At 57.3% G+C, this 13,249-nt stretch carries 7 protein-coding genes; 2 read left to right on the forward strand and 5 right to left on the reverse strand.

The features are described from left to right. Positions 1 to 70: 70 nt before the first annotated feature. The gene (locus tag ACFQY0_RS16140; protein ID WP_379714443.1) at positions 71 to 2,833 is read right to left on the reverse strand and encodes a beta strand repeat-containing protein; all 2,763 of its coding nucleotides are present in this window, start codon (positions 2,831 to 2,833) and stop codon (positions 71 to 73) included. A gap of 105 nt (positions 2,834 to 2,938) precedes the next feature. Here ACFQY0_RS16140 and ACFQY0_RS16145 point away from each other — a divergent pair, with 105 nt between their 5' ends. After that, complete coding sequence (locus ACFQY0_RS16145; protein ID WP_379714446.1) at positions 2,939 to 5,047, forward strand: sensor histidine kinase; 2,109 nt, start codon at positions 2,939 to 2,941, stop codon at positions 5,045 to 5,047. After that, positions 5,044 to 5,709 carry a response regulator gene (locus ACFQY0_RS16150; RefSeq protein WP_379714449.1) on the forward strand — a complete coding sequence of 222 codons (666 nt, stop codon included), beginning with the start codon at positions 5,044 to 5,046 and terminating at the stop codon, positions 5,707 to 5,709. Before ACFQY0_RS16145 ends, ACFQY0_RS16150 begins: the two co-directional genes overlap by 4 nt. Positions 5,710 to 5,842: 133 nt before the next feature. Here ACFQY0_RS16150 and ACFQY0_RS16155 read toward each other — a convergent pair whose 3' ends face one another. From ACFQY0_RS16155 to ACFQY0_RS16170, 4 genes are all read right to left on the reverse strand, one after another. After that, positions 5,843 to 7,474 (reverse strand): hypothetical protein, encoded by a 1,632-nt coding sequence (locus tag ACFQY0_RS16155; protein WP_379714452.1) that lies wholly within the window; start codon positions 7,472 to 7,474, stop codon positions 5,843 to 5,845. Between the two features lie 149 nt (positions 7,475 to 7,623). Continuing rightward, positions 7,624 to 8,391 carry a PEP-CTERM sorting domain-containing protein gene (locus ACFQY0_RS16160; RefSeq protein WP_379714455.1) on the reverse strand — a complete coding sequence of 256 codons (768 nt, stop codon included), beginning with the start codon at positions 8,389 to 8,391 and terminating at the stop codon, positions 7,624 to 7,626. A 250-nt stretch (positions 8,392 to 8,641) separates the two neighbouring features. After that, the gene (locus ACFQY0_RS16165; protein WP_379714458.1) at positions 8,642 to 10,786 is read right to left on the reverse strand and encodes a sulfatase-like hydrolase/transferase; all 2,145 of its coding nucleotides are present in this window, start codon (positions 10,784 to 10,786) and stop codon (positions 8,642 to 8,644) included. Between the two features lie 24 nt (positions 10,787 to 10,810). Further along, on the reverse strand, positions 10,811 to 13,189 hold the full coding sequence (locus tag ACFQY0_RS16170) for a right-handed parallel beta-helix repeat-containing protein (RefSeq protein WP_379714461.1): 2,379 nt from the start codon (positions 13,187 to 13,189) through the stop codon (positions 10,811 to 10,813). Between the last annotated feature and the right edge of the window lie 60 nt (positions 13,190 to 13,249).

Genomic DNA, 13,249 nt, shown 5'->3' on the forward strand with positions numbered 1-13,249 from the left:
TGGCAAGAGCCGGATGACTCCGGGGCGCATTCGCTGGATCCCGAAACGATTGGAGGCGGTATCGCGGCCATCAGGGAAGCGTCACGCTAACCCGCACAAAGAGTTTCGCGGGCACGGGCCCTGAGGTGACCGATGCGGTGACTTCCACCGATTCATACTCAGGGGTATGGCCATTCGCTGGAGTTCCGGTGTCGCCAGTTGCGAAGCTCACGGTGCTGGTGCCGTCGCTTTCACCGCTGTTGTAAAACGTGACCAGATCGGTGGACCATTGATAGGTGACCGTAAGCTCACTGATATCAACCGGCCGGTCATGGGAGAACACAAGGTCACCTGTGACGGCCCCGCTTGCGTCAACACCGCGTAGCTCGGAACCGAAGGCCTCGGCCACCAGAGGGTCGGAGTTCCAGAAGAAGTATTCGTAAAGGTTGCTTCCGTCTCCATCAGGGTCATCCGAGGGGCCGCTTTCCTTGCCGGGGCTGCCGTCGAGACCATTGGCCGCTGCCCACGAATCAAACGGGGATGTCACGACGATGGGGCCCACCGGCTGCCATCCGGCCGCATTCAGTGCGGCGACCAGGGATGAACCGGAATGACCGAAATCAGCAGAATTATTGTCAACGAAGGCCTGGTCGTAGAACGCACCGATCGCAGTGGGCCCGTCGAAACCACCTAGATTGGTGATTAGCAGGTTACCCACATCACTGCCCAATGCCACGGTTCCGCTAAAGTTGAAGTCAGCCCCTGTGAAATCGACCGCATTCGCAGCATTGGCTGCATCGCTTGCTCCGGAACCGTCATTGAAAAAGGCTAGGTTGGCAGCACCGGCAACAAGTGAGGTTCCAGTGAGGTTAATATTCCAGACTGAGTCCGCGAAAGTGGCTCCGGTGTAGGCAGTGCCTGTCACTGGATCATGGCGGAACATGTTGATTCGATGATCGCCGTCCCCATTTGAAGACGGAATCCAGTTGAAGGTCACTCCGGAAAAGTCGGCATCCACAATCGTGGCAAAGAGGAAGGGCTGATTGCCACCGCCACCGGTTCCTACGTTGATCGTACTGCCGCTAAAGTCCGCGCCAGTAAAGTCATCCCCCCGGAATGCGTTGTTCTGGTTCCCCAAGTCCAAAGTCAGTCCGCTGAAGTTGCTTCCAGAGAAGTTCCCGATCCCAGCACCCGTGAGCGATGAAGCTGAGAAATCAATCGCAGTGAGCTCGTTGAGTGAGGTGAAATCGATGCCGCTGAAGTCACTAGCGTCAATATTTGGATTGTAGCCGGTGGCAAAGTTCCAGGTGGCGAGGTTACCGGTATTTGAGAGTGAGTTCGCCGACTGATCAAATGGGGAGGTGGTAGGAGTTCCGATATCGTAAGTGATGAAGGATAGGACCAGAGTGCCGGTGGACTCTGAGAAGGTCCAGATCTCGTTTCCATTGCTTAGGGTCCATACATTCGGGTCTTCCAGGCTTTCCGCGAAGGCTCCGAGTGAGCTGTTCACGCTGAAGGTTGAACCATAGAGTTCGTTCAAGGTGCTGACATCGATCGGTGTCCAACGGTTTCCAGCGGAAATGTCGGCCCCACTCAAATCGAAGAAGATCTCACCATTGAGATCCACGAATCCGGCATCGGGATCACCATGGATTCGGTTGGTGGTTCCGTTTGCTGTCGGAGCGAAACTGACTCGTCCGCCGTCCTCAAGTGTCAGGTAGCCATCCACGACATTGGTATCGCCCGTGTGGGCGTGGGTGCCCGTGAAATTGGTGATACCTCCGCCCGTGAATGAGATGAGCGTGGCGGTCTTGATCCCATTGGCATCCGAGCTGTTCACCGTGTAGGTGACCTCGTCATTCGTGAATTCAATGGTATCGACGTCGACACCTCCAGCGGCGACGGTGATGTTACTGACCGTTACAGGTTTGGAACCGGAATCAAAATATTCGTCGGCGAACACTGCTTTTCCAGAGGTGGCAGTCGCGGAATCGAAATCAGTAACCGCAAGGGGGGAGGCCTCGAAATTCGTGCTGAAGTTTGCCGTGGTGCTCTGGTCCCAGGTGGCTCCGCCGGTGCCGGTCCAGTAGATCGTCGCGGGAAGTGGAACTCCGGGACCCACCAATTGCCACCCTGCAGCACTCAAGTCGATTTGCAGGCCCGCCGCAGTCGCGTAGTCAAACTCCGCAAAGTTGTTGTTGACGAATTCCGCATCAAAGAAGGCCCCAATGGGCGTCTCACCGTCGAATCCGCCGAGATTGGTCACGAAAATGGTCGCAATTTCGTTGGCCAGCGTGGCGGCGCCTACTCCGGTGAAATTGAAATCCGCCCCCGTGAAATCGACCGCACTCGTAGCGGTCGCCGCATCGGTCGCCCCGGATCCGTCATTGAAGAGCGCCACAGAGGAAGCGGCATCAAAACTTGTGCTATTGAGGGTGATGTTCCAAACCGAGTCTGCGAAGGTGGCGCCTGAGTATTGGGTTCCGGAGGGTTCTTGCTGACGGAATATGTTGACCCTCAGTCCATTTGACTGGTGAACGTAAGGTGCCCAGTCGAAGGTCACTCCGGAAAAGTCGGCATTCGCAACCTTGGCGTCGAGGAAGGGCTGATTCGCATTATTTGAACCGCTACCTATGCCAATGGTCAGGCCACTGAAGTTGGCGCCGGAAAAGTCGTCTGCGCGCGCCCAGTTGTTGGTGGTAGTGGTGAAGGGCTGAGGCCCGGTGAAAGTCTGACCGGAGAAATCCACCACCGCGACGTCGGCGTCGATAGCCGATAGTTCTGCGGCAAGCGATAGCCCTGATAGGGTAAAGGGGGCGCAAAGGGAGAAGAGAAGGGGTTTTGATGCTTTCATGGCGGGTTTTTCGAATTCGGGGCTCTTTAAGAGGCGGTTCGCCTCGATGGGTTTCGAGATCGAATATCGCAGAATTGGCGAACTATACCATCCACCATTCGGTGGATGTCCCGCTGTCCTACCTTTCTCCGACCGCTCCTACGCCTTGTGGAAGATGGGGATCCCGTTACTCTGGGCACCGTCGTGCGACGCATCTCAGCCATCGTCATTCTTCTGCTTCTGGCAGGCCTGCTTCCTGCGACCGGCGGTGTCGGGCACGCGCCCCCCAAGCTGGATCAACTCTCCTTGTCGGAATTGGAGGATTTGCAAACCGATATCGATTCCGAACTCGGACAACTCGCCAGCTACGCTCTGCGTGGCGGCACCGGATCGGTGGGATTTCACTCGAAGCCCCATCCCAAGGCCGAGACCCAGGAGGCATTTCGCATCGAACTGGGCGACGAGTTTTTCATCGATCAAGTCGTGCTCGTCCCGACGCTCTGGCGCGAACCGCACGCCGGCTTGGTGGCGGAAGGGTTTCCGATCGAATTCCGGATTCTGGCAGGGACGGACGATACGATTACGGAAGTGGCATCGTTCTCCGCCGATGACAAGCTGATGCCACGGATCGCCCCGCTGGCCGTGCCGATCGAGCCGGTCAGGGCATCCTGGGTCACGGTCGAAGCGACGGTTCTCTCGTCGAGGATTTTCGAGGACAGCTACCTCCTTCAACTGGCCGAGATCATGGTGTTCAGCGGATCTGCGAATGTGGCTGCTCAAAACAAGGTCGGCTCACGGGATTTCGTTGAAGCCAATTTTCATCCGAGCTTCCTCACCGATGGCTTCACCCCCTACCTGATGGATGCCCGAGATGAGGAAGGGAGCCAGGCAATGCTCATCAGAGTCAGCAGTTCGAATCCGCTGCCGACCCTGACGATCGACCTGAAGACACCTCAATCGGTCAATCAGGTCAATCTGCATACCTTCGACACACCGCCATCCATTCCGATGAAAAACTTCATCGGCTACGCCACACCACGGCACGTCGAGGTCACGGGAGCCACGCGTCCCGATTTTTCGGACGAAACCTTGCTGTGCGAGTACCAGTTGAATTCGATTGCCGATGACGGTCCCATCATCACGCGTAGCTTTCCGGAAACACGCTGCCGCTATGTCCGGGTCAACATTCTGGACCATCGCCCGGTCATTTCACGGAACCCGAACCGGAACGTCATCGCATTCTCGGAGATCGAAGTCCTTTCCGGTGACCGCAACGCCGCAGCAGGCGCGACGGTCTCCGCCAACCGCTCCCTCTCGGTTTCAAAAGAAGCCCTGTTCCGGATGACCGACGCCCACAATTACTACGGAGAAATTCTGTCGATACGGGAGTGGATGAACCAACTCTCGCGGCGTCATGACCTTGAGGCCTTGCGTCCCCTCGTTGCTGAGGAACTGGGGGTCCGCTACCTGCGCCAGAAGGCCAGGTTGCGCTGGACCGCCTCGCTGGTGGCTCTGCTCGTCGCCGGCATTGTATTCGTCATCGTGTTTGATCGTTTTCGGCACCTGCGAGAGATCACCCGGATCAAGGAGCGTTTTGCCGCCGACCTTCATGATCAATTGGGAGCCAACCTGCACACCATCGGGTTGCTGAGCGATCTGGCCGAGGAGTCACGTCAGGATGACGTTGAGTTTTCGGGCATCATGCGGCGAATTCGCGACGTTACCCGGCGTTCCGGCCTCTCAGTTCGCAACATGGCAGATCTTCTCGAGTCCCAGGAACTGTTCTCCGGACTGGAACCCGACATGCAACGGATCGCGGAAAGAATTTCGCCCCAACTGGATCACGAGCTCGTCATCGAAGGAAGGGAACACCTCCAACAACTCAGGCAGCGCACCAGCGTCGATCTTTTCCTGTTTTATAAGGAGTGCCTGGTTAATATCTGTCGACACTCCGGTGCAAGCCAACTTCGCACCCATCTCAAAGTGGATCCTCGTGAGATCCTCCTGACGATCAGCGATAACGGGGAAGGGCTCCCGGAATCCCTGAAGGATCAGATTCCTCACTCTCTCGAGCGCCGGGCGCGCCTGCTGAAGGCCAGGCTGAAGGTGGAGAGCTCGCCAGGAGAGGGCACCTGCATTACCCTGAGACTGCGCAGACGCTGGAGAATGCTACCATTTTCTCCCATCGGGTCGGGGCCATCCTGCGCTCCCACCACCCCTCAGAAAACCTCATGATACAACCCATTCGAGTCCTGCTTGTGGAAGACAGTCCCGACTACCGTCAGGTCGTCGAACTCGCTCTCGAAAGGGAGTCCGATATCGACTTGGTCGGCGTCTACGGTGCGGCCGAGGTCGCTTTGCGCGGTCTCCGTGATGCAAAGAGTCGCCCCGAACCGGATATCGTTCTTCTCGACCTTAATCTTCCGGGGATGTCAGGTCTGGAAGCGATTCCCTACCTGAGAAAGGAGGCGCCCGAGGCCAGAATTCTGATCCTCAGTCAATCTGATCGTGAGGCCGATGTGCTTCGTGCGATCTCTGAGGGAGCAGCTGGCTATCTGCTCAAGTCATCGACCGTCAAGCAGATCAAAAATGGAATTCGAACGGTGATGGAGGGCAAGTCGCTCCTTGATCAAGGCGTGGCAAACTTCATGGTGAATGCCATCAGGAACAAGTCCTCCGAACTGATTTTGGAGAAGCCGCTCACCGAACGGGAGATGGAGATTCTCACACTTCTGGGGGAAGGGCTCGTCAAAAAGGAGATCGGGAACCGACTCGGAATCGGATTCGCCACCGTCGCAACTCACATCCGTCACATCTACGACAAGCTTCGAGTGGAGAATGCCCCGGCTGCCATCAGCAAGGCGTATCGCAGCGGAATTCTCCCCCCAAAGGACTAGAGCCCATCCATGTGCAGGTCGGTGCAGGGGCAGTGGTCGGGCACCTATCGCCGCTTGGAGCGGTCTAACATCAGAGCTGAGCGCCAGCGCACCCCGCCGCCATTCCACCTGGGAAGCCAAGCGCTGAGTGAGCCTACCTGGAAACCCTGAAGAAAGCCGAGTCGGCCGGCAAATCTCCTTCTGCGACGGTAATGAGAGCTCCCTCGGTGGTCGCTTCAATGGGGCTGAATGAATCCGAACTCAGATCCGTGGAGACGGAGACCGTGCTGCCAGTGGCGTCCGAATCCAGCAGAATGAAGAAATCACCAGAAGGCGTGAAGCCTACATCAATGATCACAAGCTCTTCTGGTAGGCTCACGAGATTGTGAACAAAGACTCCCTCAGTGGTCGAGTTGTTGAGGGTGTCAGGAGAAATGTCGAAGCTCGTCAAATCACCAATGCCTCCAAAGTTGGTGGTGACGAGAATGCTCTCATTTCCGATTACTATTGGGGGCTCCGCGTCAGGGTCTCCAGGATGGAAATCGCCAAAGGAGTCGTAGGCAATGATCAGGGTGGGATCACCATTGGCATCTTCGCCGACCTCAACGAGACCCAAATTGAGGAATTCCCCCCCAACATTGAACAGGGTCGCAGTAATGCTGACGGTTCCGGTCCGGGGTGTCCCATTGTCGTCGATGGTGATGGGGCCCGAGGTGAAGGTGTAGTTCTGGTCAATCGCTGCGAATCCGGTCCTCACAAAGCCCGAGAAAGGTGCGATGCTGCCGCCATCCGGAACAAAGCCGGGGTCACCATTGAAAATGAAGCCGTTTTGATCGGCAGGTGTTGGTGGGACTGGAGGTTCCGCATCAGGATCACCCGGATCGAATGGCACTGACATGGATGGGCGGAGGAGGTCGATGGTGTATTCCCCATTGCTCTCTTGGTTAAGGGAATCTCCCCCGGAGATGGTCTGCCCACTGGAATCATAAAGAAGACCATCCTCGATGGGGCTTACCGTTCCTGATCCATCGACTGGACTGCTCGCCTTGAAGTCCTGGGAGTAGACAATGGATGAAAGGGTGGGGATTTCCGGAAACGCCTCGACAAGGGTGAACGTCAACACCTCGGCAAAACCATTGTTGGCTCCGATGCTGTTGGCTGCTTCGGCAGCGTCGAAAAAGTTATAAGCCGTCAGGTCTCCGCTGACTCCGAAATTCGTGGTGATGGTGGGGTTCTCGTTCCCGTCGAAATCTCCAAAGGCGTCATAGTCAATGATCAGCACCACCTCTCCGGTAGCATCATCCTCTTCGATCCTGATCAGGTTGAGACTCAAGTATTCGCCACCAACATTGAAGGCGTTCGCGTTGATTGAAACCGTGCCGGTGCGGGGAGTCCCTTGATCGTCGATGGTGATGATGCCAGAGGTGAAGACATAGTTCTGATCAATGCCTGCGAATCCTGCGCTTGGGAAAAAATCCTCGGTGCCGTTCTGTCCAACGGGCACATAGCTTGGGTCAGCATTGAAAATGTAACCGTCATCGGCGCCAGAAATTCGCCCCAAAGCGATGGCATAATCGCCATTGGTGGCCTGGGCTCCTGAATCCCCGCCGGTGATGCTCTGGCTCGAACTAGCATATAGGATGCCATCTTCGATCGTTGCGGGGATTCCTGAGCCATCAACAGGACTGCTGGCAGAGAAGTCCTGGGAATAGATGATGGTTTGCGCCTGGGAGAAATTTCCTCCTGCGAGGAGCGCTGCGAATGTCAGGACTGAATGGAGTTTCATGCGTCTCTATGGGAGCAAATGTTGGTGGAACTCAGCTGGGAAGCATCCTTCGATTTCTTGATGTGAACAGACGGCGCTCATCATCAAGGTGAGCACTCCCGAAAGGGTGCTCATCTGGAGGATCCCAGGCTGTGTCGATATGCGCAGTTTTACCGACGGCGGCGGCCCAGAAGAACGAGACCGGTAAGTCCGAGGAAGGCAACCGATGATGGCTCCGGCACTCCTTCGACCAGGGTGAAGCTCAACACCTCAGCAAAACCATTATTCGCTCCAATGCTGTTGGCGGCTTCAGCAGCATCGAAAAAGTTGTAGGCCGTCAGGTCGCCGCTGACTCCGAAATTCGTGGTGATGGTGGGGTTTTCATTCCCGTCAAAATCACCAAAGGCGTCATAGTCAATGATGAGGGTAACTTTTCCCGTCGCATCGTCCTCTTCGATCTGGATCAGGTTGAGGCTCAAAAATTCGCCACCAACATTGAAGGCGTTCGCGTTAATTGAGACCGTGCCGGTGCGAGAAGTCCCTTGATCGTCGATGGTGATGCTCCCCGTCGTGATCACATAGTTCTGATCAATCCCGGCGAATCCTGTGCCTGGAGCAAAGGTGCCACTCGCACCGCCATTCTGGCCTGCTGGCACATAGCTTGGGTCAGCATTGAAAATATAACCGTCATCAACGGCGGAATTTCGTCCCAGAGCGATGGTGTAATCTCCATTGGTAGCCTGGGCTTCAGAACTACCTCCGGTGATAGTTTGGCCCGAGCTGACGTAAAGGGTGTTATTCAGGATTTCTTCAGGGGTTCCCGAACCATCAATCGGGTTGCTGGCGGTGAAATCCTGAGAATAGATTGTGGCGCTGTGAGCCGCTGAAACACACAGCGATGCGGCCAGAGAGGAGAATAATTTGCGGCGGAGATTCATTGTTGGGCTTTTCTTAAACTTGCCGCGAACCTATGAGAGATCGATCCATCGGATAATCCCAAAAAATGAGGATAGTCGATCCGAACTCCTCAATTCACCGATTTCAAATTCATCGAATTGTAATGAATTTGTGTCTTCCAGCGTCATGCGCCAAAGTGATTGCCGCCAAACTGCAAACTCATATGGGTCTCCACCTGCTTCCCAGGTCTCAATTATCATGAGCTGGGTAGATCCGCCGAGCCGCCCGGCGCTATTGATCCGTCTCGACAGCAAACTCCTGGAAGGCGGTGTTCTCGCCACCACCGCTGGGAGTGACCGGCGAAACCGCCCAGACGATCCATCGGAAGGTTCCAAGGGATTTTCCTTCGATGGCACGCAGGGACGCGGCGGTGAATTCCGACTTGGCTCGGTCGGTCGTATCGATTGTGCCGAGGGCGGTGAACTTGCTCAGATCCCAGCCCGGATCGTTCGTTGCATTGCTTCCGTAGATGGCCAGCTTCTGTGCGCCCCGAGCGCCCTTGTAGTTGTGCGACCAGCTGGTGACAGCTCGCACGGCTTTCGCCGAGCCAAGGTCGATTCGGTAGGCACCGTTCCGCACGCCGTTTGGAAAGACCGGGCCGATGCCCTTGGTAAGTCGACCGTCGCCAAGCGACTTGAGCGGGTCGTTTGAGGTCTTCGGGTTGGCCGTGAAATCACCAGCGCTCTCCGTCGGCTTCAACTCGCGAAAGCCATCGGCCGTCTCAGCCGACTCAACAAGCAACGTAGCGCCTTTCATGACGAAGGGCTTCCAAGTCGGCACCTTCATGGCTGCTGGAGTCCGGTTCTGCGTGCCGCCTTTCGCTGAGGCCGGGGCAGGCGTCTCCGCAGTCGCCTCGGCGTGGTCGATGATGATCTCCTGATAGATCTCTTTCGTCCGCCCGCGCAATTTTTCCAGCACTTCCGCGTGTTCCGGGCTGTCGACGAGGTTGTTCATCTCGGAAGGATCCTTCTCCAGATCGTAGAGTTCCTCGATGACAGGACTATGTTCGTAGTAGATCAGATACTTGTATCGCGCATCGGTCACACCCCGCGATCGGTAGGACTGGTTCTCAGCAATCATTCGCTCGTTCACCTCCGCGACCTTCGGATTCCTGCGCTGTCCATGGAGCTTCGAGAGGAACAGGCTTTCGTTGTAAACTTCGCTCCTCCAATCCGCCATGTCCTCGGTCTGGTTGAGCACCCCGGAGTAGTCCCGGCCCTGCATGCGCTCGGGCACTTTGACACCGGCGAGCGAAAGAATCGTGGGGGCCGTATCGACCATCGAAATCAGAGCGGTTTCACGGCGGCCTCGCTTTTCCTGTGCCAAACGACCGTCGAAAACCACCAGCGGCGCCTTCATCGACTCGTCGTAGTGGATCGCCTTGTCGTAGAGTCCATGCGAGCCATGGAAACGGCCGTTGTCGGAGGTGTAGATGATCACGGTGTTGTCGAGTTGCCCCATCTCCTCGAGTTTCGCGACAAGGCGCCCGACCTGCTGGTCGACGCTGTAGCCCTGCGTCGCGAAGCGTCTCACCAATTTCTGATAGAGTGCCGGCGTGGAGGTCCGGGCCTTGTGCAGGCCGACGCCGCGCCAGTGATCGAGCACCTCAGGCAGCTTGGTGTTCTTTCCCTCCACCCAGTTTTCCGGCACGCTGAAGTCGACATCGGCGAACTCTTTGACGTGCGGAGGATACATGTCCTGGTCGCTGTCGTTCTTCACCGCGTAAAAGCTGACTGAAAGGCAGAACGGCTGGTCCTTCGGCTGGGTCTCGAGGAAACGGATCATCGCGTCGCCGGTCTTGAGCGTCCGCTCATTCTTCGGGCGCTTCGGGTCGAAGATTTCCTTCAACTTGTCGTCCTCCGGCCAGGTCGCGAAGTCACCTCTGAAGTGAACTCCGTTTCCCGCGAAGAAATCGAAGTAGGGGGACAGGTGCTCCTCGAGGTCGTAGCCTGTCACCTGATCTCTCGTGTGATAGGCCTCCTCGGTCACGGGAAAACCGAATTTCCCGACAAAGCCGGTGCGGTAGCCGGCACCCTTGAGCTTCGCCGGATAGGTGTCGTTGAAATCCTTCTTGGGAAAGGTCAGGTTGTTAGGATAGGTGAAGCCGACCCGGTGGTTTGAAAAGTAGCGCCCGGAGAAGATCGTGGCGCGACTCGGCATGCAGATGGCAACCGTGTGGTAAGCCTTGTCGAAGATCACCCCCTGATCGGCGAGCCGGTCGATGTTCGCCGTGCGGAACTCCGGCCTGCCATAGCAGCCGAAGCAGTCCCAGCGCTGGTCGTCCGTCATCAGGAAAACGATGTTTGGTCGGGACGAGTCCGCCGCCTGAACCGGCAGGCTCAGGCAGGCGAGGAATGCCATCAGGAAGGCTCTCATAAGATCAAGGGGTGGGGGAGAAACTCAGAGGGTGACTTCCACTTCGATCGCGGTCTGATCGCGAACGACCTTGAGCTTGACCGTTCCTTTCGCCCCTCGGATCACCCGGCCAAACTGCCGGACGTTCGGGGTTTTGCGGCCATCGACCGCTTGGATCAGATCGCCATCCTTCAGGCCGGCCTTGGCCGCCGCGGCATTCCCGGCAAGCTCCGAAAGAGCCACGCCGGCTTCCTCCTTGCTGACGCCGTAGGCGGAGAAATCCTCGCCCGACAAGTCGGTGAGAGTGGCGCCCAGCCACTTCATGCTCCTCGACGCCTTACCCTCGCCTCCGGAGGCCTTCAATGCGGGAATCTCAGGAGTGCGCGCAATCGCTTTCAGCGACGGCTTCTTCACACCGAACTGGTCCATTGGGAAATTCTTGAAGCCGATTTTCAGGGCAGGTGAGCCATCCTTGACTCGGAAATCACCCTTGGCGGGATCGACGAACATGGGGTCGCCGAAGACGGAGTTCGCATCCCAGCCCAACTTCTTGGAAATCTTCATCACGCTGGCTTCGTCCGCCGCGTAGAGGTTGCGGTCCACCATCGTGCCATCCTTGGTGAAAGGCGTGCTCATGCGTGCCGGCTTGTGCGGAGTCATGAAGATGTTGGAATAGACCTTGTCCTTGCTGCTGACATACCAGACGTGCGGGTGGAAGCCGTTGTTGACGGTGATGTTGTTCCATGCGTGGCGGCGGAAGCCTTCGCGCAGCTTCAGGCCGTTGTTCAGCATCAAGTTATTATAGATGTCGTAGTTCGACGAGCCGTCATCGAGGTCGATGTCCCAGCCGTGGTCGCAGCGCCAGCGGCTGTCGCGGATCACGGTGGTCTTCATGGCATCGAGGAAAGGAAGCTCCGGATCCTTGTCGATTTCCTTTTGGGAATAGCCACGGTCCTTGTGCCAGAAGCGGTCACGGCCCCAGGAGTTGAATGATCCGTGATCGTGGGTCTCCAGCACCGTGTCGAAGACATCGCAGCGCTCGATCAAGTGACCGCCCCAGGTGCCCTCGCTGATATTGATGCCTGCGCGGGCACAGTCGTAGATCGAGACGTCGCGCACCGTGATGCCCTGAGCCATCGAGATCTGCACACCGGCCGGCTGGCGCTCGACGCGTCCGATGCCGTGAATCAGGCAGTCCTCGACCGCGGATCCCGAAGGATAGTTGTTGGTCTTCGGGCCGACCGTGCGGTCGATCTTCGAAAGGTCGTTGGTTTCATGATACTCGAACAAGGGGTCGCGCACCGCATCCGGCTCGCCGACGAAGCACACGCCGCTGGCGCCCGCGTCGTGGATGTGACAGCCCTTCACCAAGGTGTTGCGATTGTAATTGTTGACGAAGACTGCGTTGCCGCCGACCTGGTCAAACTCGGTATCGAGAATTTGAATATCCTCGGTGCCTGTTAGGAAAATGGCGCCGCCCCGATAGATTGCCCAGTCCGAGCGCAGCAGCTGCTCCTTGGTATCCATGAACGTGCGGGCCGCGTGACGCACGACGAAGCCCTGCAGGGCGATGTGCTCGACTGGCTTTTCCTCCGAGCCCTTGAACTCGATCAGGTGACGCAGGCGCACCACCTCGACCTTGGCCGAATTCAGGTCGGTGCCAGCCACCGGCTTGTAGTAGAGCGTGTTCGTCTTGGCGTCGTGGAACCATTCGCCCTCGGCATCGAGCTCCTCGAAGATGTTCTCCACCATCCGGTAGTCCTTGTGCATCCCCATCTGACGGTTGTTCTGCCAACCGCCCTCGTAGGTGACTTCACCCTTCGCGTCCTTGCCGGTGATCCGGTAGTGGTAGCCACCCCAGCGCGACTTGTGCAGGGAATGGATGTAGCCGCCGGTCGGATCCGCCCAGTTCTTCGCGCGTTCCTTTGAGAAAGCATCCGCCGCAAAGCCCTGATACGGCTCAGCCTTCTTCTTCGGATCGTAGTTCGGATAGCGCGCCATTCGTTGGTTTCTGCCATCGATGAAGACCTGATCGATCACGAGACCCTCGGGAGTCGCGGCCTTGAAAATGCCACTCTTGTGAGCCTCCCACGTCAGCTTGAGCTCGGATCCACCACTCAGCACGGGGCCACCTTCGTTCACGGCCTTGTAAGTCACCGGGTGCGCCTCGCTGCCCGAGTCGTCGGGCGTGAAGACCAGGGTCTCCGGAAGATAGTAGATGCCATCGGCGAGGTGCACGGTGACGGACTCCTTGCCGGCGAATGTTCGGGCCTTCGTCTGGGCCGCGGCGAGCGAGGCCAGCGGTTGGGCTTTGTCGCCGGAATTCGAATCAGCCCCGGAAGGAGCCACGTAAATGTCCGCCGCCTGGGCGACGGAAAAGAGGCCGAACAGGATACTGGAAATCGGTGATGTTAGGGTTTTCATGAATTGATTGGTGGAATGGGTTATTGCCATTCGGATGGGGAGGGGGGCGTCAGGCCAGCT

The sequence above is a fragment of the Haloferula chungangensis genome, from assembly GCF_042664875.1.
GTDB classification, from domain to species: Bacteria; Verrucomicrobiota; Verrucomicrobiia; order Verrucomicrobiales; family Akkermansiaceae; genus Haloferula; species Haloferula chungangensis.

Coding starts and splice junctions, on each gene's coding strand:
- ACFQY0_RS16155 (WP_379714452.1), bottom strand. CDS start 7,474: ATGAAACTCCATTCAGTCCTGACATTCGCAGCGCTCCTCGCAGGAGGA.
- ACFQY0_RS16160 (WP_379714455.1), bottom strand. CDS start 8,391: ATGAATCTCCGCCGCAAATTATTCTCCTCTCTGGCCGCATCGCTGTGT.
- ACFQY0_RS16170 (WP_379714461.1), bottom strand. CDS start 13,189: ATGAAAACCCTAACATCACCGATTTCCAGTATCCTGTTCGGCCTCTTT.
- ACFQY0_RS16145 (WP_379714446.1), top strand. CDS start 2,939: ATGTCCCGCTGTCCTACCTTTCTCCGACCGCTCCTACGCCTTGTGGAA.
- ACFQY0_RS16140 (WP_379714443.1), bottom strand. CDS start 2,833: ATGAAAGCATCAAAACCCCTTCTCTTCTCCCTTTGCGCCCCCTTTACC.
- ACFQY0_RS16165 (WP_379714458.1), bottom strand. CDS start 10,786: ATGAGAGCCTTCCTGATGGCATTCCTCGCCTGCCTGAGCCTGCCGGTT.
- ACFQY0_RS16150 (WP_379714449.1), top strand. CDS start 5,044: ATGATACAACCCATTCGAGTCCTGCTTGTGGAAGACAGTCCCGACTAC.